Genomic DNA, 26,492 nt, shown 5'->3' with positions numbered 1-26,492 from the left:
TGTAGTCAGAAACAAAAATTTGGGAGGAACACCATGAATTTTACAACGACAATCATCAGCAAGGCCGTTCAAGGTGAAGTATTGGCGGAAAATGAGGTGACCGTTACTGGTGTCGAATTCGATTCACGAAAAATTGAAGCCGGCGATTTGTTTGTCCCATTACAAGGAACAAATGATGGCCATGAGTTTGTAGCGAAAGCAATCGAAAATGGAGCAACTGCAACGCTTTGGAGTAATGATCCAGCGACTGCGCCAGAAGGTATTGCAGTGATTTTAGTTAAAAACACATTGTTAGCTTTTCAAGCGCTAGCCAGCTACTACCTATTAGAGGAAAATCCAGATGTGATAGCTATTACAGGCTCGAATGGGAAAACCACGACAAAGGATATGACTGAATCGGTCCTTAGCCAAAAGTTTCGGACGTATAAAACACAAGGCAACTATAATAATGATATTGGTTTGCCATATACAATTTTACACATGCCAGAAGGAACGGAAAAATTGATTCTGGAAATGGGGATGGACCATGCAGGAGAAATCAGTATTTTATCAGAGCTGGCCGAACCTGACGTCGCAGCGATCACGATCATCGGAGAAGCGCACATTGAAAACTTAGGTTCACGAGAAAAAATCGCGGACGCTAAGATGGAAATTACGACTGGTTTAGCGTCGGATGGCTTGCTGATTATCCCTGCGGATGAACCTCTACTAGAAGAACGTACAAACTCATTATCACAAACTGTGGAAACATTTGGCATTAAACAAGGTGATCTGTCTGCTACCATTTTAAACGAGAATAAAGGGGCGACAGTTTTCTCTGTTGATGATAATGGCTACCAAATCCCTCTGCCTGGCAGCTACAATGTGCAAAACGCACTGATTGCGATGGCAATCGGTCGGTGGTTCGATGTAAGTATTGATGAAATTTTTCAAGGTTTGGCTTATGTCCAGGTCACACAAAATCGGACACAATGGTTGAAGGCTGGAAATGGTGCGGATATTTTGAGTGATGTCTACAATGCTAATCCCACGGCGATGGGTTTGGTATTAGATACTTTTGCAAAATTACCGACAGAAGGACGTCGTGTGGCAGTTTTGGCAGATATGCTGGAATTGGGGGCGGAGTCATATGCTCTTCATGCGAATATGGTAGAACATATTAATGATCATGACTTTCAAGAAATTTATTTATATGGCGATGAAATAAAAGGTCTGAAGGTTGCTTTAGCCGATCGTTACCCGTCATTGGCGGTTCATTATTTTAGTAAAAATGATAAGCAGCAAATGATAGAGGCAGTCAAGAATAGTTTGCAAGCAAATGACAGTATTGTTTTGAAAGGCAGCAACGGTATGGGGTTGATTGATGTCGTTGAAGGATTGCAGAAATAGTGAAAACTTGCAGAAAATGAAATGATGTGCTAAAATGAGCCATTGCCGAGAAATGAAGTAATGATTGAATGAGTCATCCAATAAATTAAAGATTCGCTAGTGAATACTCGCTGGCTTACCAATTATTTTTGAGAAGCGGTTGGGGCATTTTTCAGTTGAACAATGTCTCAACCACTTTTTGTGAGAGATGATCCTTCCGCCTGACTTCGCGGAGCGGTTTTTCGGTAGTATCGCCAAGGATGGCAACTAGAGGGACAGTTGCAGTCCGAACGCCGATACCAAACCATACGCTCTAAATGATAAGGTCAACAGACATTAGGAGGATATCATTTGAAATTCAAAGAGTTAAAATTATCACCAGAACTATTAGTAGCGATCGAACGCTCAGGTTTTGAAGAAGCAACACCGATCCAAGAACAAACTATTCCTTTGGCATTAGCCGGAAAAGACGTAATTGGACAAGCACAAACGGGTACTGGTAAAACTGCCGCATTCGGCTTACCGATGCTAAATAAGATCGATACAACGAAAAATGTTTTACAAGGACTAGTCATTGCGCCAACACGTGAACTGGCGATCCAAACGCAGGAAGAATTATACCGCTTAGGCCGCGACAAGAAAATTCGTGTGCAGGCCGTATATGGGGGCGCAGATATTGGCCGTCAAATTCGTGGTTTGAAAGATCGTCCGCATATCGTCGTAGGAACACCAGGACGGATGCTGGATCATATCAACCGCCACACATTGAAATTAGAAACTGTGGAAACACTTGTCTTAGATGAAGCAGACGAAATGTTGAACATGGGATTCTTGGAAGATATCGAAAAAATCATCAGTAAAGTCCCTGCAGAACGCCAGACATTGTTGTTCTCAGCAACGATGCCCGATGCAATCAAAAAAATCGGCGTGAAATTTATGAAAGAACCTGAACATGTGAAGATCAAAGCCAAAGAAATGACGGCTGATTTGATTGATCAATACTATGTACGGGCAAAAGATTACGAAAAATTTGATGTGATGACACGTCTATTCGATGTACAAACACCAGATTTGGCGATTGTCTTTGGACGTACAAAACGTCGTGTTGATGAATTAGCGCGTGGATTAGAAGCTCGCGGCTACAAAGCTGAAGGCATCCATGGCGATCTCTCACAACAAAAACGGATGAGCGTATTACGTTCATTCAAAAAAGGTGATCTTGACATCTTGGTAGCGACAGACGTTGCTGCTCGTGGATTAGATATTTCAGGTGTTACGCACGTTTACAACTACGATATTCCGCAAGATCCAGAAAGCTATGTTCACCGTATCGGTCGTACTGGCCGTGCTGGTAAAGGTGGTATGTCAGTGACCTTCGTTACTCCAAACGAAATGGGCTATTTACATGTCATCGAAAACTTGACGAAAAAACGTATGAATCCAATGCGTCCGCCAACCGAAAAGGAAGCTTTCAAAGGTCAATTAGGTGCGGCGATGGAACAAATCCAAAGCGAAATGGAAGAGAATTCTGATAGCTTGGAAAAATACAAGGAAGCAGCTCAAGAATTATTAGCTGCCTATTCACCAGAGGAGCTTACGGCGTTGTTGTTGAAGACAACAGCTAAAGACCCTTCAGATGCTGTTCCTGTGAAAATCACACCAGAACGTCCATTGCCTTCAAATAAAAAAGGCGGCTTCAATCGTGGCGGCGGTAAACGCGGCGGTGGAAACAACCGTGGCGGCGGTCGTGGTAAAGATAACTACCGTAAAGATCGTGATCGCAACAATAATAAAAACAAAAATTACGGCGGCAACAAACAACGCAGTAACAACAAAAATACCAATCGGAATAACGACAAAAAACGCGGATTTGTCATTCGCACAAATACAAACGACTAGTTCGCGCATAACTATCAAGGCCATTGATCTTTTTGATTGATGGCTTTTTTCTTGATATAAAGAAGTTTGCTTCGATTATTAAAAAAAAATCGTAGCATTTAAATAAGTCTTTGGTAAAATAAAGATGTTACTTGAAAGGGTTGAGAGGATGATAAAAGGAATCGGGATCGATGCGACTGAGCTTGAACGAGTCGCAAAAATCATTGAGCGTCGTCCGCATTTTGTGGAACGAATACTGACTCCGGCGGAACAGACCCTTTTTGCTAGCCATTCTCCTCATCGTCAGGTAGAATTTCTAGCAGGACGGTATGCATGCAAAGAAGCTTTTTCTAAGGCCTGGGGAACCGGCATCGGAAAAGTCAGTTTTCAGGATTTAGAGATTTTACGAGATGATAATGGTGCACCCGCCTTTACAAAATCACCTCATCAGGGAAAAGTTTTTGTTAGCTTGACCCACACAGAGGAACTAGCGATCGCACAGGTCTTGCTAGAGGAATAGAAAGAAGGACACTTAGTTTATGGTTGTAACTTATCATCGACCTACGCGCGCGATTATACATAGGAAAGCATTGAGAGAGAATATTAAAAATGAAATTGAACGATTGCCGGAAGAAACTGAATTATTTGCTGTAGTTAAAGCAGATGGGTATGGTCATGGGGCGATTGCTGCTGCACAAATGGCTTTATCTGTGGGGGCTGCTGGTTTTTGTGTAGCGACATTAGACGAAGCGATTGAATTGCGAGAGGCAGGAATCACCGAACCGATATTGGTACTGAGTGTGGTCTTCCCGAGCTATCTGTCACTTGTGGTAGATTATGATCTATCTATCACTGTAGCCACAAAAGAATGGCTAATAGAAGCGCAGGAAGTACTGAGGGATTTAGAAGAGACAACAGCGCCGATAAAAGTACACATTAAAGCAGATACTGGCATGGGACGCATTGGTTTTCTAACTCCAGAAGAGGTCAAAGAAGCAGCGGAGATTATTGAAGCTTCTCCAAATATGATTTGGGAAGGTTTATTTACTCATTTTGCAACGGCAGATGAAAAGGATGCTTCTTACTGGTATAAGCAAGCGGATCGATTCAACGAGATGATCGCTGTGTTGGATCGTTTGCCTCGTTATATTCATTCAAGCAATAGCGCAACAGCATTGTGGCATGATAAAGAAATGCCGGGCAATATGATTCGTTACGGAGTTGGAATGTATGGATTGAACCCTTCAGGTCATGAATTGCCAGAAGTGTACCCATTAAAACCGGCAATGGAATTAGTTTCTGAGTTGATTCAAGTCAAAGAACTGGCAGCTGGTGAAGGTGTAGGTTACGGGAAAACCTATGATACGCCAGAAAAAGAATGGATTGGCACTATTCCAATCGGTTATGCAGATGGCTGGTTGCGGAAGATGCAGGGGTTTTCATTGTTAGTCGAAGGGGAGTTCTGTGAAATTGTCGGTCGTGTCTGTATGGATCAATTGATGATTCGTCTGCCGCGTGAATTTAAGGTTGGAACAAAAGTCACATTGATTGGTAAGAATAATGGACAAGAGATTACGATGCAAGATGTGGCGGATCATTTAGGAACGATTCATTATGAAGTTTGTTGTATGCTTTCGGAACGTGTGCCAAGAATTTATCAAGAGTAACTATTAATAAAGAGATTTCTGGATTTTTACAAGGCGTTTAGTCTCTCTTTTGAAATAGATTTTTATTGAACAAACATCATGAGATATTTTGAATCAAGGCAAGAAGTGTTTAGAGAAGTGATATATGGCATGAACATCGGGGCATTTTTCAATGGAGAAATGACTACATTAAAAGGAGTAAGGAGATTATTATGGTTAAACGTGGTGATATCTATTTCGCGGATTTATCGCCAGTCATTGGTTCTGAACAGGGAGGGATTCGTCCGGTATTGGTGATCCAAAATAATTTGGGCAATCATTTTAGTCCAACAATCATTATTGCTGCGATCACAGCAAAAATGGCAAAGCCCAAATTACCCACACATATAGGGATCAAGTCAAATGGTACCGGAATCGAGCGGGATTCAGTCATTTTATTAGAGCAGATTCGTACGATCGACAAATCACGTTTGAAGGAAAAAGTCTGCCACTTAGATCGCTGTTTGATGGCAGAAGTCGATGCTGCTTTACGAATCAGTGTCGGAATCGAAACGATGTCTGCTGTCACATCGAATCTTACATAAAAATCAGTACTGTTGATTTATCAGTTTCATAAAACAGCATCGCTCATTAGAGTTTTTTTTAATATTTTTCGTCATAAGAGGAAACGCAGAAAGTTGAAAGATACTATCAAGCAATTTGTTTTGTTGGTTTTTTACTAGAAATAAAATTTAGCGAGTTATCAAGGACGCAACGATTCGTTGCGTCCTTTTTTTTCACTTCAACGAATTGTCCATCTACAATCCGTAGTAAACCAGAATTTTTCTATTGTATAATATAGATAAAGAAAAACAGCAAGATGAAGGTGGGCGAACGATGGTTGAGATTGGTGAACAGCTTAGATATTTTCGTCAAAGAAAAGGAATGAGTCAAAAACAAATTGCTGAACTTCTGCACGTTACCCCACAAACTATTTCCAAGTGGGAACTGAATAAGAGCGCGCCTGATTATGATCAGCTGATCGCTCTTAGTAAAATATATCGAAAAAGTATTGATGCTCTTTTGGGTCAGGCCAAACCTAGTCTTTTAGATTATCTAGCAGACTCGCAGAATTTTAGAAATCAATATGGAGTGCCTACTATGAAAGGAGAAAAGAGTTATGGAAAGAATCCATAAGATCAATAAGCTGCTTTTGATTACGTATAATTTAGGTGGAGTTTGTTTACTGGCAATTAGCGGATTGGTTGGTATAGGGGCACCTCCAGGATATATTCCAATGTGGCTGAAAATCAGTACCGGTATTATTTTCTCCACAATGATCATCGCTCATATTGTTCGCTATGGTTTGAAGCGGCTAAACACAAAATAGGCTGACACAAAAGGTGCCAGCCTATTTTTATGCCTGAGCATAAACGATTAGATTGACTGTATCGCCAAGACAAGTTTGCAAAGTGATTCGTTCTCCGCCGCCAGCAGATGTAATCTGGTCCCAATTATCTAAGCCAGAAGCAATATCTCTCCCGCTGTCGTCAACTTGAGTCAAGCCAGTCACTATATAGGTTGTTGCATTGCCTGCGCTATCAGTAACTGTAATGGCATCGCCACCGCTAAGCGATAAGATTGGTGAAAAAATCCCGGGGTTGTGCCCAATAAAATGGGTATTTTGATTGTCTGTGCCGGATTGTGTCGGATTACCTCCCCAAGTTGCAGCAATTGCGCCGCTATTGATGATTCCTTGCCCACTACCTTGCCCAGCATTTTGGTAAGGCAAAGATTGGCCATGGAAAGAAATCTGATTGGGTTGTAATGCTGGCTGTTGCTGAACAGGAGGAGCAGCTGCGGGTTGTGGTTCTTCTGGAACAGGTTGTGGGGTTTCTTGTTGTGTCATGGATTCTTGTGTATTTTCTATTGGTGCTTGTTGTGTTTCTGTGGAGGAAATGGATTCTTGAGTAGCTGATTGCTTAGGTTGTTCTGCTAGAGTTTCTTCTGAAGTCGAGGAGGCAGGTGGCTGGTTGAGAGAAGTTTTACTTTCTGCTTTTGCAACTTTATTCTTTTTTTCTTTTTCAACGATAATCCAAACGGTTCGTTTGTCATAATCTTTTTTATTTTTGGCGGTCAAAACCAAGGAGTGGCGACCTGGCTTACTTGTATTGATAGTAGTGTAGTTCATCTGAACAGGTTGAAAATCATCAGCCACAGCTTTGTAATACTGTTTTGGATGAAATGAATCATTCGCGGTAATCGTGATTTCGTCATCACCATAGATTTTTACTTGTTTTTCGTAGCTTTCCTCCTTTTCAGCTTGGGCATTAGAGATAGAAGAAAAAATGAGCGGACCAAATAATAATAGGAGACTTACAATAACAAGGGAAAGTAAGATTTTTTTTCTTCTTGATGGTTTCAAGAAAATCCCTCCTTTTTCTTATTTGTCTAAAGGATAAAGTAGGAAACAATAATGGGGAATAAAAATAACGTAATTGTTAAATGCGAATGTTATTTGTGAATTTTAGTTAAATAAATATCAATATTTTTCCGTTTTCATAGAGTTATTTTATGATATAATGACCAAGGAATGTTATAATCCAAAAACTTAAAATTTATTATCGGATTTGAAGATTAGTGACAACTGGCTTAGGAGGGTACTTTTGTGCGGAGACTATTAAAAAATACAACACAACGACGATTAGCCATTATTGGTGTTTTACGAGATTTGATTGGATGGCAGAATCCAGAAATGATTGCAGATCTGTTAGATTGTTCGATGAAAACAATCCTATCTGATGTAGAAGCAATCAATGAACATTGGGGCGAGCACGTCGGTGTAGAGTATTCCCGTACAAATGGTTTGCGGTTGAACGATGCGCTTCACAACAAAACACGGCAATTGGCACGGAATTTAATGGAAGAATCTGAAGCATTTACATTTTTAGAGCGGATTTTCTTTCAACCGAATGAAGATATGGATTATTGGATCAATGAGTTGTATATTAGCGAGGCTACTTTTTATCGAATGATTAAGCAGATTGATAAGGTCTTAAAAGAAAAAGGTTTGGTTTTAGAACGCAGGCCTTTTCGGATTACCGCTAAAAATGAACGCTGGGTGCGTGTCTTTTATGTTCAATTATTGCTAGAAAAATATGGCTTAAATGAATGGCCCTTTGATCTCGAACATGAACGAGTGATCGATTTTATAAGAAATGCGAATCGCTCTTTTGACATTGTTTATAATGATCGGGAAATTTTGGAAAGCAGCTATTTATTGGCAGTGATTATTGTTCGGACTTCTCAAGGGTTTGTTTTAACTGAAAATGAGAAAATGAATCTAAATCAAGCGTTGATTGATAAAATTTTGACTCTGCGGCCAGCAGCAGATCGAATAGTTTACGGCACCCAATATAATGTGACAAATCAATGGTATTACGAAGTGGCGAATAGTTTATTTTGTTCTTGTTTCATTACACGCTTTGAACCTAGCTGCCAGATCACGTTGAGATATTTAGAAAGTTTTTTAAGGGAGTTGGAACTGGTTCATGAGCTGACATTGACAGAGGAACGAAGGAAAAAGATTTTACAAAAATTACTGCAGCTTCAGGCCGCTTACCAAGTATGTCCGTATCCACGCTCAATTCTATTCGATTCGGCAGCATATTTTTCAAGAAATGCAAAACAACAATATCCCCACTTCACGAAGTATGTTCATCAATTACTGTTACGTATGGAACGAACGCATGGTGATCCTTGGTTTAGTCAGTTTTATTTTGCTGTTTTGACGATTCTATTTAAAGAATGGGAAGGGCTGGCACATTCACTGGATGTTCATTCTGCTAAGGTACAGATTTTAGTAGTGAGTGATTCGGGGATAAGTCATGCAGAGATGCTCGCGGAATTGATTAGAAACCGTTTTTATTATCTTGTGGGGATCGAGGCGCATCAGGGATCGATATTGGATTTTTCTCCTGACGAGAGTTTCAAAAAGTACGATCTGGTGATTGCTAACTATCCGATAAAAGATTATTCTTATGGGAATTTAAAAATTGTCGATGATTTTTTGACGGAGAGTGATTTATCATCGATCGGCTCCTTTATCAAAAATATTCATTAGAAGACTCGCTCTGAGTCTTCTTTTTTATGAAAAAGGGGTGAATTTATTAGAACTTTTGCGAAAAAATCTCTATACTATAGTAAGCAATCATTAATGAAAGAATGGAAGGACGTGAGTACATGTTAAAACAATTACTGGCAAATGTCGGTGAATATAAGAAGCAGAGTTTACAGACCCCGTTATTTACAATGGGAGAGGTACTAATGGATGTGATCATGCCCTTAATCATGGCAGGCTTGATCGACCAAGGGATCGAAAAAAGTGATACGAATACGATTTTGCGTTATGGCGGCCTACTATTTTTGTGTGCATTGTTTGCACTTGCTATGGGAACTTTAGGGGGACGGACGGCAGCAATTGCTTCGGCAGGCTTTGCAAAAAATTTACGTCACAATCTATTTGAACGGATTCAGAGTTTTTCTTTCTCGAATATTGACCGCTTTTCAAGTTCGAGTCTGATTACCCGTTTAACAACAGATGTGACGAACGTGCAGAATGCCTATCAAATGGTGATCCGGATTTTGGTGCGGTCGCCATTGATCTTGATCTTTTCTTTAGTGATGACATTTCATATCAATCGGGAACTATCAATGATTTATTTAGTGATCGTACCGATTATGATCGTGGGTCTTGGCCTGATCATTCGGTTTGCCCACCCATTGTTCGAAAAAGTATTCCGGACATATGATCGTCTGAACAATGTTGTACACGAAAACCTGCAGGGAATTCGTGTGGTGAAATCCTATGTGCGGGAAGAGCATGAAGAAGAAAAATTCAGCCGCGTATCAAAAATGGTTTTTGATAATTTTACGAAAGCGCAGAGAATTGTTGCTTTCAATATGCCGCTTCTGCAGGTCGCAGTTTATGCGTGTATGCTGCTGCTTTCTTGGTTAGGTGCAGAGTTGATCGTAAATAAAGGAAATCTGACGACGGGTGAACTAGTCAGTATGTTCAATTATACGATGCAGATTTTGATGAGCTTGATGATGATGTCGATGACCTTTGTCCAATTGATGATCGCTCGTACATCCGCTGAGCGAATCACAGAAGTGCTTAATGAAGAAAGTGATTTGAAAAATGGCGAGAATCCATTGACGGAAGTACCAGATGGTTCGGTAGAATTTCAAAATGTCTGCTTCAGCTACAAGGATGATATGGACAAATTAGTACTGGAAAATATCGATTTGAAAATTGCTTCAGGCGAAGTGATTGGAATCGTCGGTGGGACCGGAAGTTCAAAATCTAGTCTGGTGCAGCTGATTCCTAGATTGTATGATGTGACCCATGGCGAAATCAAAGTTGGCGGTCACGATGTGCGAAGCTATGACTTGGAAGCATTACGTGATCAAGTTGGGATGGTTTTACAAAATAATGTTTTATTCAGTGGAACAATCACAGAAAATCTTCGGTGGGGCGATGAAAAAGCAACGGAAGAAGAAGTTATTCATGCTGCAACGATTGCACAGGCAGATTCCTTTATTCAAGAGTTCCCTAATAAATATGACACGATGATTTCTGAAGGCGGGAATAATGTTTCCGGTGGACAGAAACAACGATTGACGATTGCTCGTGCGTTATTGAAGAAGCCGAAGATTTTGATTTTGGATGATTCGACTAGTGCTGTGGATACGAAAACAGATCGAGCAATTCGCGAAGGGCTGACTAATGAGATTCCTGGAACAACGACCTTTATCATCTCGCAGCGGATCAGTTCCATCCAAGATGCGGACCGTATTATTGTATTAGATGACGGAAAAATAAATGGAATCGGAACACATGATGAGTTGTTAGCAAATAATTTGATTTATCAAGAAGTCTTTGACTCTCAACAGAAAGGATTTGGTGATCATGATGAATAAAATGCCTGCAGCCAAATCCAACCCAATGAAAACCATCAAGCGCTTATTGAAAATCATGGCGAAAGAACACAAAGTTCAATTGGTAATCGTCTTTTTCATGATCCTGATTAGTGCTTTTGCAAATGTACGAGGATCGCTGTTCTTGCAAGTTGTGATCGATGATTACATCACACCGCTGATTGGACAAAGCAATCCGAATTTTACTGGTTTGTTAAAAGCGATCGTAACGATGGCATTGATCTATGTTGTCGGAATTATTGGGACACTTTCTTATAATTTGATCATGGTGAAGGTATCTGAGGGGACACAGAAGAAAATTCGCGATCAGATGTTTAATCATTTAGAGACATTGCCGCTTCGTTATTTTGATTCAAATGCAGACGGGGACATCATGAGTCATTTTACGAATGACACGGATACGCTGCGTCAAATGATTTCACAGAGTATTCCAAACTTGATGATGGCACTGGTGACTTTTGTCTCAGTTTTTATCGCGATGTTCTCATTGAGCGTCCCTTTGACTTGCTTCGTCATCGTTTCGGTCTCATTGATGCTCGTGATGCTCCGCTTTATTACTAACCGCAGCGGGCGCTATTTTGGGGAGCAGCAGCGTTCTCTCGGGAAGGTCAATGGCTACATCGAAGAAATGATGCATGGCCAGAAAGTAGTGAAGGTCTTCAACCATGAAGAAACAGCAATGAAGGAATTCGATGTAATCAATAATCAGCTGCAGGAAAGTGCTACGAAAGCCAATGCTACGGCAAATACCTTGATGCCGATCATGATGAATCTGTTAAATATTCAATACGTTCTAGTAGCGATTATTGGAGGGTTATTTGCTGTTTATGGTGTTTCCGCTTTGACAGTAGGGATGATCGCATCCTTCTTGCAATTGAGTCGTTCCTTGAATGGACCTATCAGTCAAATTTCCCAACAAATCAATTTTGTTATTATGGCATTGGCTGGTGCTGATCGTATCTTCCAACTATTGGATGAAGAATCTGAAGTGGATGATGGCTACGTGACTTTAGTGAATGTCAAAGAAGTGGATGGAAAACTGATTGAAACTAAAGAACGGACGGGCATCTGGGCATGGAAACATCCTCATGAAGATGGAACTACCTCCTATGTTCAATTAACTGGAGATGTTCGTTTTGAAGACGTCAATTTTGGCTACAACGATGAGCAACTAGTCCTGCATGATATTAACTTATATGCTGAGCCAGGCCAAAAAGTAGCATTTGTTGGTGCAACTGGTGCCGGGAAAACAACGATTACAAATTTAATCAATCGCTTCTATGATATTCAAGAAGGCAAGATTCGTTATGATGGAGTCAATGTCAAAAAAATTAAAAAGGCTTCTCTTCGTTCGTCTTTAGGGATTGTTTTGCAAGACACGCATTTATTTACGGGAACGGTCAAAGAGAATATTCGTTACGGCAACTTAAGTGCAACGGATGAAGAGGTTTATCAAGCCGCAAAATTATCAAATGCGGATACTTTTATTCAGCATCTACCAGAAAAATACGATACAGTAATTACTGGTGATGGTGAAGGCTTGTCACAGGGACAGCGCCAGTTGCTTGCGATTGCTCGGGCAGCGATCGCTGATCCTCCTGTTATGATCATGGATGAAGCAACCTCGAGTATCGATACTCGAACTGAAAGTATCGTGCAAACAGGGATGGATCGTTTGATGGAAGGACGTACAGTATTTGTGATTGCCCATCGATTGTCAACGATTCAAAATTCTGATGTCATTATGGTGATGGATCATGGTCGAATCATTGAACGAGGAGACCACGAAAGCCTACTAGCTGAACATGGAATGTACTATCAACTATATACTGGAAAAGTTGAGTTAGATTAATAAACGTATTGAAGGTGTGCCCGATGTCGTGGCACACCTTTTTTACTGCCTTGCAAAGAATCAACTACCAGTTGAAAACCGTTCTGAAACAAAAAATCAACTATTTTTTTATAAAAATAAAAGGAACGATTTGAGAAAATCATCTTTTAGTTGAAGTTTCAGCCGTTTAATTGGAACAAGTTCAAGATAATCGCTACAATAAAATAAAGACTTTTGGAGAGGGTGAAAAGCTATGACGATTAAAATTTCACGGCTGAATTTATCAGAATTACCCCAAGCTAAAAAAATGATCAAAAAAGTTTTTATGACGTTTGAGGCACCCGATTATTCTGATGAAGGCGTTGCCCATTTTTTGACCTATTTGAATGAGGAACTTGAAAAGGAGCTTTCAGCGAAACAGGTACAGCTTTGGTGTGGAAAACAGGATCAGCAAATCGTAGGTATATTAGCTGTTCGTCTGCCTGACCATGTCGCGCTGCTTTTTGTCGATTCGGCTTATCATCGTCAGGGCATCGCAAAGAAAATGTACCAAGAGATGCTGTCAGAGTTATCACTGAAGCAAGTGACAGTCAATTCTTCTCCTTATGCTGTATCAGTGTATGAAAAATTAGGGTTTCAGCTTAATGGAAAAGAAGAGACGGTCTCGGGGATCCGGTTTCAGCCAATGATATTTAGCAGAGAGGATGAATAAAGATGAAACGATTTGCAATAAAGGATTATGGACCAGCCAGTGATGTATTGATCGAAATTGAGGCAGAGCCGCGTTTGATGGATGATACACATGTAAGAGTGGAGCTCACCGCGTTTGCGATCAATCCATATGATGTCGCTTTGCGTCAAGGAGCGATGCGTGATTTTCGGACACTAAAATTTCCTTATGTATTAGGTAACGACGGTGCAGGAATCGTTACAGAAGTTGGCAGTAAAATCACGCATGTAAAAGTTGGCGATGAAGTAATCGTTCATGCAGTTGGCGGTACTTATGGAGAAGAAGTTGTTGTTCCTGGAAAGAAAATCGTAAGAAAACCAGTATCTATGTCATGGGAGGTTGCGGCAGGCGCAGTGACACCTTGGCTGACAGCATATAACTTGGTGACGCATTTGTTAGGTGATACGATTGGAGGCACAGTTATGGTTCAAGGTGCTTCAGGGGCAGTTGGTTCGCTGCTCGTTCAATTTTTAAAGAAACAAGGGAAAACAGTCTTAGCTTCCGCCTCTAAACGCAATGAAACATTGGTTCGACAACTCGGTGCGGATCAGTTCGTTGCTTACGATGAAGAAGATGCGGGGAAAATTTTCGCTGATCAGGCAGATTCAGTGATTGATGCGACCAAGGGCGGTCGTGCTGGTGAAGCAGGGATGAAAATTATGAAAGCAGGCGGTAACTTTGTGGCGTTGAATGATTTGCCAAGTGAACAAAAAAAGCCAGGCAATTATCTATCTTTCGGGCCGTCAAAAGATTACTCTGATTTTGACGCATTGACTGCTTTGACGGAATTGGCAGATACTATTCACTTAACGATTGCAGAGGTATTGCCATTTACGTTAGCCAGTGTCATTGCCGGACACGAAAAATTAGAGGGACACCCTGCTGCTGGAAAAATCATTATTAAAAAGGAGCGATAGAATGGATCAGCAAAAATGGTTATTAGTAAAGAAGAATTTTGATGGGACTGAAGACTTAGCGGATGGGTACTATCGTTTACGTGAAATTGAGGGCGGCTATCAAATTGCCTATTTAGTAGCTGGACCTTGCGGTGATAAAAATCCGCACCCGGAAGTGACTCTTAAGCAAGAAAAGGAACAAGTTCAGCCGCTTCGCCTGCAAGATTTAGAAGTAACGCCTATTTTAAATTTATCGAAAGACGATGCCCCCGATAAACTTGAGGAGTTGACAGATCAGCTCTTGGATCGCTTTATAAGGATAAAAAACCTTAGTCTTTAAGCATTTCTTTAGTATTTCATAGGTGAAAAGGGATACAATTGTGACAAATTGCTAGGAATGTCAAAAAAGGTGATTTCAGACACTCGCAAGAATTGAAATTGGCCGAAATTCCGTGCTACAGTAGTTCAGCGAGAAAAAATAGTAGGTGAAATCAATGAAAGTTTTTCAATCTCTTAAACACACATGGAGTCTTTTCAAATTAGATTGGCGTCGAATTTTCAAAAATCCGATCGCCATTTTTCTGATGGCAGCATTAGTCATCATCCCATCCCTTTATGCTTGGTTCAATATCAAGGCATTGTGGGATCCATATTCAAATACAGGTGAATTGCCGATTGCTGTATACAGTGCCGATACAGGTGCGAAATTTCAAGATAAGGATGTTGAAATCGGAAATGAAGTAATCAAAAATCTGCATAAGAATAAACAGCTAGGCTGGCGTTTTGTTGATTCAAAGAAGCAAGTTGTCGAAGGGGTGAAGTCAGGTAAATATTATGCAGGGATCTATTTACCGAAAGAATTCTCAAAGAATCTATTGAGTTTTACTTCTGGTGATATTCAAAAACCAAAGATCGAATATTATTTGAATCAAAAAATTAATGCAATCGCACCGAAAATAACGGATAAAGGTGCTGGGTCGATCCAACAGGAGATCAGCCAAGAATTCATTAAAACGGCCAGCTCGACATTATTGAAGGTATTTAACGAGATTGGTTACAACATTGATGAGAATTTAGTCAGCATTAATAAGGTCAAGAATCTTATTTTAACGACGAATGATCATTTAGATGATATTGATAAGTACACACAAGAGGTCGTAGAAGTTCACGGGAAATTGCCTGAGCTGAAGGAAAAATTGGCGAAGGCAAATGAAATACAAGCATACCTGCCGCAAGTTGATGAAATGGGTCAAAAGTTGATCACCTTAAATCAGAAAATGCCGGAGATCAAAAAACAAGCGAGCGTCATTTTGACCTTGCAGCAAAAAATCCCAGAAATCCAGCAAGCAGGAAATCAAATTGCACAAGTCGACAGCGATTTTGCTCAAATTGAGAAAACTATGAATGATGGTATTGCTGAAGCTAAGCAAGGTCTGAATATTATTCATCAAGTCCAAACGATCTTACCAGATATTCAAAAGCTTGGAAATCAAGCGTCTGATTTTGCTGCGACGACTAAAAACGGCGCTGAACAATTGAAATCCGCTGTACCAAGTATTTCAAATAGTGTTCAAATTACGTTGGAATCGATTGGGCAAGTGGCGACAACAACTCAGTCAATTACTAGTGATCTTTCTTCTTTACTAGATAAAGAAGAATTGACTCCCGATGAAAAGGCGCATATTGCGGCGATTATTAGTGATTTTCAAAGTAATTTGGCTGATCAGCAAACGGCTATTGATAAATTGACTCAGTTTTTGAATGACTTGAAGAAGACCGCAGACGATAATGGTAATACGGAAGCAAGTCAAAACTTAGCAACAATTATTGGTCAGCTTGGTGACGCGAAGAATTTCTTAGGAGATTTAAGCAATCGCTTTGGACATCTAAATGATTTGGTTCAAAACGGCAGTACTGACGAAGCTAAAGCGTACCTAAATGAAATTGATGCTGCTGCGGGTAATATAGCTAATTTTGTTAAAGGTATCAACGTTGAACAAATCGGAAAAACCGTCAGCACAATCCTCGATCAATTGATCAATACGATTACTACTGCTCAGGGTGTCTTGAATCAAGCACAGCAAATCGATTTTGCTTCATTATTAAACTCGACAGAAGGGACTGTCAGTACCGCGATCACCTTCTTAGAAAAATATCAAAAACAAATGCCAGCGATTGGTCAAGAAGTTCATGATGCCAATGTCCTATTAAATGGTCACATGAATGACATTGTCAATGGTATCAATACAGGTGCAGATCTTTACAATAATGAGCTGCCCGTTGTTGAACAAAAGTTGGGTTTAGCTGCAGACTTTATGCAAAATGATTGGCCTGGTGTGAAAAAAGATTTGACTGGCAGTCTGAAAATGGCGAACGATAAAATGCCAGAAGTTGAAAAGGCATTGGATCTTGCGACTGATTTAATTCAAAATGATTATCCGTCATTGCGCAGCGGGATTCAAAAAGCAGCGAATGCTATTCAGCAAGGTGATAAGACGATTGACTTCGGTCAAGTCCTGAAATTATTGAAGCTGGACGCGCAAAAGGAAAGTGATTTCTTCACAACCCCAGTTGACTTGCAAACCAATACGATGTATCCAATAGCCAATAATGGCTCAGCTAGCACGCCATTCTATACAGCCTTATGTCTGTGGGTAGGGGCCGTATTATTCTCGAGTGTTACAACGACAGAATTTTTCTTGGATAAGAAAGATCGCGGTAAATACACTAAACGTGAACAATTTGGTGCACGGATGCTTACTTACTTAGTCGTAAGTATTGGTCAAGCATTGATTGTAACGCTTGGAAATATCTTTTTATTAGGTGTTTATGTGAAAAATCCAGTCTACAGCGTACTTTTTGCTGTCTTAGTGGCATTAGCCTTTATGATGATCGTTTACACACTTGTAGCGCTGTTTGGAACTGTCGGAAAAGGGATAGCGATTATTATTCTCGTACTTTCTATCTCCGGCGGTGGTGGGAACTATCCGATCCAAGTTTCTGGGAAATTCTTCCAAGCAGTGAATCCGTGGCTGCCATTTACCCATGCAGTTAACTTACTGCGTGAAAGTGCTGGTGGAATTTATTGGCCAAACGCAACAGGGGATATCATTATTATGATCGTACTTTTTGTTGTATTTGGGATCTTAGGTACTTGGGCATATCCAGTTTTACAGCCTCATTTGACGAAGCTTACAAAAGTTGCTCACGAAAGCAAAATTTTCCATTAAGCTACCTTGTTTGTTAAGGAGTCATTTTTCGAAAAGTGTGAGAATGGTTTTGAGCGTTAGTCTCCATACGATTTTTCCAACCACTTTGCAACGTAAATCTGATAGACTTTAAAATTGGACTCAACGCCAATTAATTGCTAAATGCAAAACTTGTAAAATAGGACAGGCAAGACAACAGCGTATTACTGTTGTTTTGCCTGTTTTCGTGTTTTACTGAGGAGGTAAAAAGTCGTTGAAAAAATCATTGACATTTGCATGGAGTGCGAGTAATATTTCGCTTGTTTGTATTTTTTAAAGGCTACTTATTAATAAGAACAAGGAGTGAGTCTAGTGGATTATCTTAAACGCTTGCTGGTTGGTCGGCCGTTGAAATCGTCTGAAAATGATGATCAAAACTTGTCGCGCTTTGCGGCTTTGGCGATGCTTTCTTCAGATGCGTTATCTTCTGTTGCCTATGGAACAGAACAGATCGTAGTCGTTTTGGTCACCTTATCGGCAGCAGCGATTTGGTATTCGTTGCCAATCGCATTCGTAGTATTGATTTTATTAGCGTCATTGATTTTATCTTATCGTCAAATTATTCATGCCTATCCTCATGGAGGCGGCGCCTATGTCGTCAGCAGTGAGAATTTAGGGAAGAATGCTGGCTTGATCGCTGGAGGCTCGCTTCTGGTGGATTATATGCTGACTGTTGCTGTGTCTGTATCAGCTGGAGCTGAGGCTATTGCATCAGCGATTCCGGCCCTGTATCATCATCGCGTCCTGATTTCTGTCATTATTGTTTTATTATTGATGCTGATGAATTTACGCGGCCTGCGTGAAAGTGCTGGATTATTGATGGTACCGGTCTACAGCTTTATTGCTGTTATCACGATCTTGATTATTGTTGGTTTGGTGAAAATCATCTCCGGAGCAGTCCCTATGCATGCAACAGCTCAAGTGGGAGCAGTAATACCTGGCATTTCCATTGCATTGCTGCTACGTGCATTTTCATCGGGCTCCTCTTCGTTGACGGGGGTAGAAGCTATAAGTAATGCTGTGCCTTTCTTTAAAAAACCGCGAGCAAAAAATGCGGCTGGTACATTAGCGATGATGGGCTTGATTCTCGGTTTCTTCTTTACAGGAATCACATTCTTAAACTATTGGTTCGGAATCGTTCCAACAGCGGAAGTGACTGTCTTGTCACAGGTTGGCGAAGCAGTTTTTGGTAAAGGAATCATGTATTATCTCCTGCAGTTCGTAACGGCTCTGATTTTAGCAGTAGCGGCTAATACAGGTTTTTCAGCCTTTCCTGTTTTGGCGTATAACTTGGCTAAAGATAAATTCTTGCCTCATCGTTATCAAGATCGCGGGGATCGTTTAGGTTACTCTAACGGGATTATCACCTTAGCTTTGGGCTCGATTGTCTTACTATTGATCTTCCAAGGTTCAACAGAACGTTTGATTCCATTATATTCAGTTGGTGTCTTCATCCCATTTACCTTATCGCAAACAGGTATGGTTTTGAAATGGCACAAAGAGGGGCACCATTGGATCAGAAAATCTATTGCAAATATTATTGGTGCATTGATTTCCTTCTCCATTGTTTTAATCCTGTTTATTTATCGTTTGCCGGATATTTGGCCCTTCTTCATTATTATGCCGATTTTGATCTTTGCTTTCTATAAAGTCCACACTCATTATAAAAACGTTGCAGAGCAGCTACGTTTGGCGGATGATGTGGAATTACATGATTATGCTGGAAATACAGTTATTGTACTAGTGGGAAATGTGACGCAAGTAAATATCGGGGCGATCAATTATGCGCGTTCGATTGGCGATTACGTGATTGCGATGCATGTTTCTTTAGAGGAAAATGAAGAGAAGGAACGGGAGATTAGGCATGAATTTCGTGAAAAATTTCCAGATGTGCGCTTTTCAGTCGTTCGCTCGCCATATCGCTCAATCGTTAACCCGGTCAGTCGGTATGTGGATCGCGTAAGTAAAAATGCTAAACAGCATAACTATACGACGACGGTTCTGATTCCGGAATTTGTTCCTAACAGAACATGGAAACGATCCTTGCATAACCAGACAGCTTTGCGATTGCGTTTCCGGTTGTCCTATCGCGATGATATTATCATTAGTACTTACAATTATCATTTGAAAAAATAAGTTTTTTTATAGGAGTGTACTGCTAGTCAGGTACGCTCTTTTTTATGTCTTTGGGACTTTTTTTAAAAAAAGTCAAAGGAAGTAATAGTTAAAACGTATTCATTTGTTTTTTGAGCAAAAAGGGTTGATTTTCATTCCTATTAGAGGTAATATCAAACAGCATTAATTACTAACACTATTAGGTATTAATGAAACGGAAGTTATTTTTTGAAAGGAGGAGAAGTCTGATGACATTTGCAGAAGAGGCTGAACGTGAACTGATGCAGCTGATGGTTCAAAATCGCCATGGGGCATTCAGCAGGATGGAAAAAAGCAGTAAGGGAGCTAATATCGTTATTAAGGTACTTGATCGCTTAGGTGAGCCTACTAATCCAAAGCATTTGGCCGATACTCTAAATTTATCAACCGCTCGAATTGCCGCTGTTTTAGGGAATTTAGAAAAACGTGGATTAATTAGCCGGACAATGGACCCTGATGATCGACGCCGAATTAATGTCAGTTTAACAGAATGCGGAAAAAAAGCAGCGAAGGCTGAAAAGCTGGAGATGCGAAATAAAATTATTCGAGTATTTGAACTTATGGGAGAAGAAGACACCAAAAAATACCTCGAATTAACTGCTAAGTTTGTCGACTATTCTCAAAAATTATCCATGGAAGGGGAAGGTGATCAATAGTGAAGATTTTTAAATATCTTGGTAAATACTGGTATGCGATCATCGCCGTATTTTTACTTTTATTTGTGCAAGCGTCTAGTGACCTGAGCTTGCCGAGTTTAACATCGGATATCGTTGATATCGGTATTCAACAAGGAGGGCTTGAACAGTCGACTCCAGATAAAATCAGAAAATCAACGCTTCAAGGAATTGAAATATTCATGACCGACAAAGAGAAGCAAACCATCAAAGATAATTATAAGGAAGCAACTCAAACCGTTGATGGTAAAAAAGTTGATATTTATAAATTAGATCTTCAAGAAGGCATGACGAAAGATGAGCTAGCAAAAATCTTCAATCTGCCAATGATGATGATTGCTTCTACTCGCTCAAAAGATTCTAATAATGCGAAAGAAGCAAAAGAGGTTATCAATGATTATACAGCAATCTCGAAGGATGCTGCCAGAGCTCAAGCCTTGGGACAAGAAGCGAAAACATTAGGCGAGCAGGCTCAAGCAGCTGGACAAGAGGCGGCGACCGCAACGGATGGAGCTACTGCTGCGGCCAAAGGGGCAGAAGCCCAAAGATTAGCTGCAGAGGCACAGGCCAAAGGTGCGGAAGCTCAAAAAATCGGGGATTCGATTAAGGCTAAGAACGATGCCATGCCGGAAAAAGTTAAAGCAGCTCGGAAGGCTACGAAGGAAAGCTTAGGCGATCTCGGTGAAGACTCATTGAAAACAGTGGGAATTCAATTGACCTTAGCTGAATACAAAGCACTAAATGTGAATACAAAGAAGATCCAAACAGATTATATGATCCAAACAGGAGCGAAAATGATCGGTTTGACACTACTATCTGCAGTAGCTGCCATCATCGTTGGCTTGATTGCTTCGTTAGTTGCTGCGACAGTTGGTAAGAACTTGCGGGTCGGACAGTATGAACGGACCTTGGAATTTTCAAACAATGAAATGGAGAAATTCTCACCGGCTTCATTGATTACTCGGAATACAAATGACATCCAACAAATCCAAATGGGGATCGTTATGATCATGCGAATCGTTTTATACGCTCCGATCCTAGGTATTGGCGGTGTTTATAGAGTATATAAAACAGGCACAGGGATGGGCTGGATCGTCGGTGTAGCTGTAGCCGCCGTTTTAGTTTTAGTCTTGACCTTGCTGGTTACAACAATGCCGAAATTTAAAGCTCTACAAAACTTAGTTGACCGTGTGAACTTGGTTTCTCGTGAAATCATCACGGGGCTGCCAGTTATTCGTGCGTTCTCTCGTGAAAAATATGAAGAAGAACGTTTCGATGTGGCCAATACGAACTTGATGAAAACACAAATGTTTGTGAACCGTGCGATGTCTCTGATGATGCCGATCATGATGCTGTTGATGAATGGTATCTCTGTCTTGATCGTTTGGGTCGGCGGACATAATATGGATAATGGTCAATTGCAAGTCGGGGACATGATGGCCTTCATTACGTACACGATGCAAATTGTTATGGCCTTTATGATGTTGTCGATGGTATCAATTATTTTACCGCGAGCAAATGTCGCTGCTGGACGTGTGGATGAAGTATTGAACACGGAACCTTCGATCAAAGATCCAGAGCAGCCAAAAGACGACCATAACTTTAAAGGCGAAGTAAAATTTGAGGGTGTCCAATTCCGTTATGGCGATGCGGATGCAGATGTTTTACACCATATCAATTTTGTAGCTAAGCCAGGTGAAACGACGGCCTTGATTGGTTCGACCGGTTCTGGTAAGTCGACGATCGTCAACCTGATTCCACGGTTATTCGATGTGACTGGTGGACGAATCACGATCGACGGTATCGACATACGTGAGATGAGCATGCATAAACTCCATGAAATCATGGGCTTTGTACCACAAAAAGGAGTCCTGTTCTCAGGTGATATTGCTTCAAATATTAAGTTTGGTGATGCAAATATCTCGGATGAACAAATGAAAAAAGCTGCTGAGATCGCACAAGCGAATGAGTTCATCAATGCGAATGAAAAAGGCTTTGAACGTACAATTTCCCAAGGGGGGACGAATGTCTCTGGCGGACAAAAGCAACGATTATCAATCGCCCGAGCATTAGCGAAAAATCCGAAGATCTTGATTTTTGATGATTCCTTCTCAGCGTTGGATAACAAGACGGATGTGGCCTTGCGGAAAGCCTTAGCAGAAAATGTCAAGGATGTAACCCAAATCATCGTGGCACAAAAGATCTCAACGATTCTGCACGCGGATAATATCATCGTGTTGGATGAAGGTCGGGTCGTTGCTCAAGGACGCCATGAGGAATTGATGGAATCATCAGCTGTCTATCAAGAAATTGCTCAGTCACAATTAAGCAATGCTGAATTAGGCATAGAAGAAGCGGATTAAGGAGGAGCGAGAAGAATGGCAGAACAAAAACAAAATCGCCCTCGTGGTGGCGGACCTGGACATATGGCTGCGCCAGTAGAAAAAGCCAAAGACTTTAAAGGTACGATCAAAAAGTTAGTATCGTATCTTGGCGCATATAAAATCGCGGTTTTCTTTGTAATGATTTTTGCGATGGCCTCAACGATTTTCAATATTTGGGGACCAAAAATTCTATCAAAAGCGATTACTGAATTATTTAATGGATTGATTAAGAAGTATCAAGGAACTGGCGATATCAATTTTGAAAAAATCGGCGGTATCCTGCTCTTCATGTTAGGTCTTTATGTGGTTGCTTCCTTATTCGGGATCATCCAGGGCTGGATCATGTCGACGATTTCACAAAAAATCACTTATCGGATGCGTAAAGAGATTTCTGAAAAAATCGATCGCATGCCGATGAACTATTTTGAAAGCCGCACGACTGGTGAGGTCTTGTCACGAATCACTAATGACGTGGATACTTTAGGACAATCCTTGAATCAAAGTTTGACTCAATTGATCACTTCAACCTTTACAATTATTGGTGTTATCGTCATGATGCTTTCGATCTCAGTGAAAATGACGGGAATCGCGATTTTGATCGTGCCGATCTCATTACTGCTGATTATGATCGTTGTGAAGAACTCACAAAAATACTTCAAGACACAACAAGAATATCTTGGGGTGATCAATGGTAAAGTGGAGGAAACGATCGGTGGTTATACGATCGTTCGCTTATTCAATGATGAAGAAAACTCATTGAAGGACTTCAAAGAACAAAATGATGTTCTCTTTAAATCAGCTTGGAAATCACAATTTTTATCTGGATTGATGCAGCCGATTATGAACTTTGTTGGTAACTTAGGCTACGTTGGAGTAGCAATTGCTGGTGGGGTCATGGCATATAATGGCGCGATCACTGTTGGGGATATTCAAGCGTTCATCCAATACGTTCGTAACTTAACCCAACCAATCGCCCAACTTGCCCAAGTATCAAATATGCTGCAATCAATGGCTGCAGCGGCTGAACGGGTCTTTGAATTCTTAGCGGAAGACGAAGAAGACCAAATGGCTGAAAATCCTGTTCAAATCGATAAAGCTAAAGGGATGGTTGATTTTGATCACGTTCAATTTGGCTACACACCAGACAAGATCGTCATTCAAGACTTTACCTCTCATGTTGATCCGGGTCAGACCGTTGCGATTGTTGGACCAACTGGTGCAGGGAAAACGACAATGGTTAAATTGTTGATGCGTTTTTACGATGTTAATTCCGGTGCGATCAAGATTGATGGTCATAATATCAAAGACTTCAATCGTGCTGATTTGCGTAAAAATATTGGGATGGTCTTGCAAGATACATGGCTATTTAAAGGCTCGATTATGGATAACTTGCGCTATGGACGTTTAGATGCTACAGATGAAGAAGTTTACGCAGCTGCGAAAGCCGCCCATGTAGATCACTTCATTAAAACATTGCCTGGCGGCTATGATATGGAATTAAATGAAGAGTCTTCTAATATCTCACAAGGACAAAAACAATTGTTGACGATCGCTCGTGCGATTTTAGCGGACAAACCAATTTTGATTCTAGATGAAGCAACGTCATCTGTTGATACGCGGACGGAAGGTTTGATTCAAGAAGCTATGAACAATTTGATGGCTGGACGGACATCCTTTGTTATCGCTCACCGATTATCAACAATCAAAGACGCAGATAAGATTCTTTATATGCAAGGCGGAGATATCAAAGAGCAAGGAAGCCACGAAGAATTATTGGCTCAAAATGGACTTTACGCGGCACTGTATAACTCACAATTTGAAGAACTACCAGAATAAAAAGAAGAGGATCAGGCATCTTTTTAAGATGTCCGATCCTCTTCTTTTTGTTAGTGATGATCTTTATCAGTGATCATCTTGCTTTTCTTTTCGTAAGTAACAGTGACCGAATGTGGCATGTAGTCCCCATCCTTAGTTCTATTCCAAGTCGCCATCGCTCTTGGTGGCATGCCATAATTTTCTTTTTCCCAACTAATTACTGTATCGGGAACGCCGACAAGTTTTTCTAATTCTTCATAGCTCGAGCCGCCTGTGAAAGAATAGCTTTCATTGTCATCGTCATAATTTTTTGTTGCGACTTTTACTGATTCATACACACTTTGGGTCCATTCGCCAGGAAACGCATTTTCCGCTGACGAACTCACCGTGCCGGGTTTGATTGGTTCGTAGGAAGTTTTAACCGCACGGGTAAGTTTGACTTTTAGATAACCTAATGGTGCAGCAAAGAAGATGACTGCAAGCACCATACCCAGTAGGAGCCGCCTTCTATTTTTTTGAGTTCCAGACTGTTCCTTGTTTGATGGTGGTACGGTATTTTTCTTCGGAGTCAGATAAAGCGTGCCGCAATAATCACATTTCCAGTCATTTTCAACTTGATGGAATTTAGTACTTCCACAATTTATACACTCTTTATTTTTCATGATAAAGTCCATCCGATCCATAGTTTTCAGGGAAGTCATCTGGGTACTTTCCTAAACCTGCCCGCGGGTATTTTTCAGGCAGTCGCGTAAAGGAAACATAGCGCACGATTGGTGTTACATATTCTATTTGATTATTTGAGAAATAGACGTTCGGTTTTCCCTGTTTCTCGTAGACGAATTGCTTCGAGTAATCTCCATAGGTGCTATCTTGATTTATCGCAATAAAAGTTCTGACTTCCCTCCAAGTTAGCTGCCCCTGCAGCCATTGTTCCCTCAGCATCTTGGCCTCATGGTTTACTGGATTATCCTCTTTATCAAATTCAAGTGCCAGATTTTTCCGGATTTGTTCAGAGTCAGTAATGATTTCATCTGGTTGTCCCCAAATCCGTATAATATCTGAAGCGGAGTATTGATTGAAATCTGGTCCGAAAGCAGTTAGAAACCCTGCCTCGCGGTAATAGGTTGTTACCGCGAATTCTGAATTGGGATTTTCGATAATCATATCCGCTTTAGGCGGTGTTTTAGTTCTATTGTTTTTTGCAGAATCGTGTTCTGTTTGGGCCTTGATCAATCGCGCCTCGAATTCTTTTGTATTTTCTCCACCATACTCTTTGATAGATGCTTTGGCCTGTTCGATTGCTTTCTGATTTAAAGAAAGTTCCGCAATTCGAATATTTCTTTCTGGATTGCTCAATTGGCCAGCTGAATAACCAGATTTTTTTGAGCTATTGTTTTTGGTAATGTTGAAAGAAGGATTCTTTTTTACTGACGCTTTCTCTCTTGAGGCAGATATGAGAATGCTGCTGGTTAAAAAAAGAATGAAAATAACCAGCAAAGTAATCCGTATGATAGGCGGTTTCTTGCGAAGAGCAGTATTCTGCCCAAGCTCATTCTCACTTTCAAGTTCATAAACAGTATGACAATACGTGCATTCATAGCCTTCTCTGGTTTTTTTAAAGCGGTTTCCTCCGCAATACTTACAAACTAACCCCTTCATTTTTCTCCCTACCCTAAGTTTTTATTTCGCACAAGTTATCTATTGAATAACTTTAATAAATGATACCATGGGGCAAACCTAGGAGAAAGGGAGAGATTGAATTATTGACTGGAAGTTTATGAGCTGAGCAGCTGGATATCCGGAACATAATTTCCGATATAGTTAAGTTTGTTCTGGATTGACTATTTATAGATAAAATGATAGGTTTTTAATAGAGAATAATTTCTTAT

21 protein-coding genes are annotated in these 26,492 nt (G+C 40.6%); 18 read left to right on the top strand and 3 right to left on the bottom strand.

Translation table 11 applies throughout. The features are described 5' to 3' along the window. Positions 1-33: 33 nt before the first annotated feature. The 7 genes from IGI67_RS10480 (at position 34) to IGI67_RS10450 (ending at position 6,261) form a co-directional block, all read left to right on the top strand. Positions 34-1,389, top strand: a complete 1,356-nt coding sequence (locus IGI67_RS10480; protein WP_207107497.1) for a UDP-N-acetylmuramoyl-tripeptide--D-alanyl-D-alanine ligase — start codon at positions 34-36, stop codon at positions 1,387-1,389. Positions 1,390-1,719: 330 nt separating this feature from the next. Further along, a complete protein-coding gene (gene cshA, locus IGI67_RS10475; protein WP_429957669.1) occupies positions 1,720-3,267 on the top strand; it encodes a degradosome RNA helicase CshA in 1,548 nt (515 codons plus the stop codon). Positions 3,268-3,415: 148 nt separating this feature from the next. Continuing rightward, positions 3,416-3,766 (top strand): holo-ACP synthase, encoded by a 351-nt coding sequence (gene acpS, locus IGI67_RS10470; RefSeq protein ID WP_016179518.1) that lies wholly within the window; start codon positions 3,416-3,418, stop codon positions 3,764-3,766. A 19-nt stretch (positions 3,767-3,785) separates the two neighbouring features. Next, positions 3,786-4,913 (top strand): alanine racemase, encoded by a 1,128-nt coding sequence (alr, locus tag IGI67_RS10465; RefSeq protein ID WP_429957668.1) that lies wholly within the window; start codon positions 3,786-3,788, stop codon positions 4,911-4,913. A 191-nt stretch (positions 4,914-5,104) separates the two neighbouring features. Further along, positions 5,105-5,476 carry a type II toxin-antitoxin system PemK/MazF family toxin gene (locus IGI67_RS10460; protein ID WP_010747167.1) on the top strand — a complete coding sequence of 124 codons (372 nt, stop codon included), beginning with the start codon at positions 5,105-5,107 and terminating at the stop codon, positions 5,474-5,476. A 292-nt stretch (positions 5,477-5,768) separates the two neighbouring features. Next, positions 5,769-6,068, top strand: a complete 300-nt coding sequence (locus IGI67_RS10455; protein WP_429957667.1) for a helix-turn-helix domain-containing protein — start codon at positions 5,769-5,771, stop codon at positions 6,066-6,068. Further along, a complete protein-coding gene (locus IGI67_RS10450; RefSeq protein ID WP_429957666.1) occupies positions 6,052-6,261 on the top strand; it encodes a hypothetical protein in 210 nt (69 codons plus the stop codon). Before IGI67_RS10455 ends, IGI67_RS10450 begins: the two co-directional genes overlap by 17 nt. A gap of 27 nt (positions 6,262-6,288) precedes the next feature. Here the strand turns inward: IGI67_RS10450 and IGI67_RS10445 are convergent, their stop codons facing one another. Further along, a complete protein-coding gene (locus tag IGI67_RS10445; protein WP_429957665.1) occupies positions 6,289-7,296 on the bottom strand; it encodes a class F sortase in 1,008 nt (335 codons plus the stop codon). A gap of 243 nt (positions 7,297-7,539) precedes the next feature. Between IGI67_RS10445 and IGI67_RS10440 the strand changes: the two genes are divergently transcribed. From IGI67_RS10440 to IGI67_RS10390, 11 genes are all read left to right on the top strand, one after another. Continuing rightward, entirely contained in the window at positions 7,540-8,994 is a 1,455-nt protein-coding gene (locus IGI67_RS10440; RefSeq protein WP_429957664.1) for a helix-turn-helix domain-containing protein, read from the top strand. A gap of 119 nt (positions 8,995-9,113) precedes the next feature. Then, on the top strand, positions 9,114-10,853 hold the full coding sequence (locus IGI67_RS10435; RefSeq protein ID WP_207107504.1) for an ABC transporter ATP-binding protein: 1,740 nt from the start codon (positions 9,114-9,116) through the stop codon (positions 10,851-10,853). Beyond that, complete coding sequence (locus IGI67_RS10430) at positions 10,843-12,723, top strand: ABC transporter ATP-binding protein (protein WP_429957663.1); 1,881 nt, start codon at positions 10,843-10,845, stop codon at positions 12,721-12,723. The genes IGI67_RS10435 and IGI67_RS10430 overlap by 11 nt, the downstream gene beginning before the upstream one ends. A gap of 232 nt (positions 12,724-12,955) precedes the next feature. After that, positions 12,956-13,414: a GNAT family N-acetyltransferase gene (locus tag IGI67_RS10425; RefSeq protein WP_207107506.1), complete on the top strand. Its 459-nt coding sequence runs from the start codon at positions 12,956-12,958 to the stop codon at positions 13,412-13,414. Positions 13,415-13,416: 2 nt separating this feature from the next. After that, positions 13,417-14,349 carry an NADP-dependent oxidoreductase gene (locus IGI67_RS10420; RefSeq protein WP_429957662.1) on the top strand — a complete coding sequence of 311 codons (933 nt, stop codon included), beginning with the start codon at positions 13,417-13,419 and terminating at the stop codon, positions 14,347-14,349. A 1-nt stretch (position 14,350) separates the two neighbouring features. Then, complete coding sequence (locus IGI67_RS10415; protein WP_429957661.1) at positions 14,351-14,668, top strand: hypothetical protein; 318 nt, start codon at positions 14,351-14,353, stop codon at positions 14,666-14,668. A 154-nt stretch (positions 14,669-14,822) separates the two neighbouring features. After that, complete coding sequence (locus IGI67_RS10410) at positions 14,823-17,558, top strand: YhgE/Pip family protein (protein WP_429957660.1); 2,736 nt, start codon at positions 14,823-14,825, stop codon at positions 17,556-17,558. Positions 17,559-17,888: 330 nt separating this feature from the next. Next, on the top strand, positions 17,889-19,712 hold the full coding sequence (locus IGI67_RS10405) for an APC family permease (protein WP_429957659.1): 1,824 nt from the start codon (positions 17,889-17,891) through the stop codon (positions 19,710-19,712). A 227-nt stretch (positions 19,713-19,939) separates the two neighbouring features. Beyond that, entirely contained in the window at positions 19,940-20,386 is a 447-nt protein-coding gene (locus IGI67_RS10400) for a MarR family winged helix-turn-helix transcriptional regulator (RefSeq protein ID WP_207107511.1), read from the top strand. Continuing rightward, positions 20,386-22,767, top strand: a complete 2,382-nt coding sequence (locus IGI67_RS10395; RefSeq protein ID WP_207107512.1) for an ATP-binding cassette domain-containing protein — start codon at positions 20,386-20,388, stop codon at positions 22,765-22,767. The genes IGI67_RS10400 and IGI67_RS10395 overlap by 1 nt, the downstream gene beginning before the upstream one ends. Before the next feature lie 15 nt (positions 22,768-22,782). Then, on the top strand, positions 22,783-24,624 hold the full coding sequence (locus IGI67_RS10390) for an ABC transporter ATP-binding protein (protein WP_207107513.1): 1,842 nt from the start codon (positions 22,783-22,785) through the stop codon (positions 24,622-24,624). A 50-nt stretch (positions 24,625-24,674) separates the two neighbouring features. Here IGI67_RS10390 and IGI67_RS10385 read toward each other — a convergent pair whose 3' ends face one another. Both IGI67_RS10385 and IGI67_RS10380 read right to left on the bottom strand, forming a co-directional pair. Then, complete coding sequence (locus IGI67_RS10385) at positions 24,675-25,304, bottom strand: hypothetical protein (RefSeq protein ID WP_207107514.1); 630 nt, start codon at positions 25,302-25,304, stop codon at positions 24,675-24,677. Next, complete coding sequence (locus IGI67_RS10380; RefSeq protein ID WP_429957658.1) at positions 25,255-26,262, bottom strand: DUF4947 domain-containing protein; 1,008 nt, start codon at positions 26,260-26,262, stop codon at positions 25,255-25,257. The genes IGI67_RS10385 and IGI67_RS10380 overlap by 50 nt, the downstream gene beginning before the upstream one ends. Between the last annotated feature and the right edge of the window lie 230 nt (positions 26,263-26,492).

The sequence above is a fragment of the Enterococcus sp. AZ196 genome, from assembly GCF_050498845.1.
GTDB lineage: Bacteria > Bacillota > Bacilli > Lactobacillales > Enterococcaceae > Enterococcus_A > Enterococcus_A murrayae.
This window is presented reverse-complemented; position numbering and strand designations above follow the sequence as displayed.

Bases quoted from the DNA above. Each gene is read 5' to 3' on its own strand.
- IGI67_RS10455 (WP_429957667.1), top strand. From the start codon at position 5,769: ATGGTTGAGATTGGTGAACAGCTTAGATATTTTCGTCAAAGAAAAGGA.
- IGI67_RS10410 (WP_429957660.1), top strand. From the start codon at position 14,823: ATGAAAGTTTTTCAATCTCTTAAACACACATGGAGTCTTTTCAAATTA.
- IGI67_RS10420 (WP_429957662.1), top strand. From the start codon at position 13,417: ATGAAACGATTTGCAATAAAGGATTATGGACCAGCCAGTGATGTATTG.
- acpS (WP_016179518.1), top strand. From the start codon at position 3,416: ATGATAAAAGGAATCGGGATCGATGCGACTGAGCTTGAACGAGTCGCA.
- IGI67_RS10380 (WP_429957658.1), bottom strand. From the start codon at position 26,262: ATGAAGGGGTTAGTTTGTAAGTATTGCGGAGGAAACCGCTTTAAAAAA.
- IGI67_RS10425 (WP_207107506.1), top strand. From the start codon at position 12,956: ATGACGATTAAAATTTCACGGCTGAATTTATCAGAATTACCCCAAGCT.
- IGI67_RS10435 (WP_207107504.1), top strand. From the start codon at position 9,114: ATGTTAAAACAATTACTGGCAAATGTCGGTGAATATAAGAAGCAGAGT.
- IGI67_RS10390 (WP_207107513.1), top strand. From the start codon at position 22,783: ATGGCAGAACAAAAACAAAATCGCCCTCGTGGTGGCGGACCTGGACAT.
- IGI67_RS10480 (WP_207107497.1), top strand. From the start codon at position 34: ATGAATTTTACAACGACAATCATCAGCAAGGCCGTTCAAGGTGAAGTA.
- alr (WP_429957668.1), top strand. From the start codon at position 3,786: ATGGTTGTAACTTATCATCGACCTACGCGCGCGATTATACATAGGAAA.
- IGI67_RS10430 (WP_429957663.1), top strand. From the start codon at position 10,843: ATGATGAATAAAATGCCTGCAGCCAAATCCAACCCAATGAAAACCATC.
- IGI67_RS10460 (WP_010747167.1), top strand. From the start codon at position 5,105: ATGGTTAAACGTGGTGATATCTATTTCGCGGATTTATCGCCAGTCATT.
- IGI67_RS10400 (WP_207107511.1), top strand. From the start codon at position 19,940: ATGACATTTGCAGAAGAGGCTGAACGTGAACTGATGCAGCTGATGGTT.
- IGI67_RS10450 (WP_429957666.1), top strand. From the start codon at position 6,052: ATGGAAAGAATCCATAAGATCAATAAGCTGCTTTTGATTACGTATAAT.
- IGI67_RS10415 (WP_429957661.1), top strand. From the start codon at position 14,351: ATGGATCAGCAAAAATGGTTATTAGTAAAGAAGAATTTTGATGGGACT.
- IGI67_RS10385 (WP_207107514.1), bottom strand. From the start codon at position 25,304: ATGACTTCCCTGAAAACTATGGATCGGATGGACTTTATCATGAAAAAT.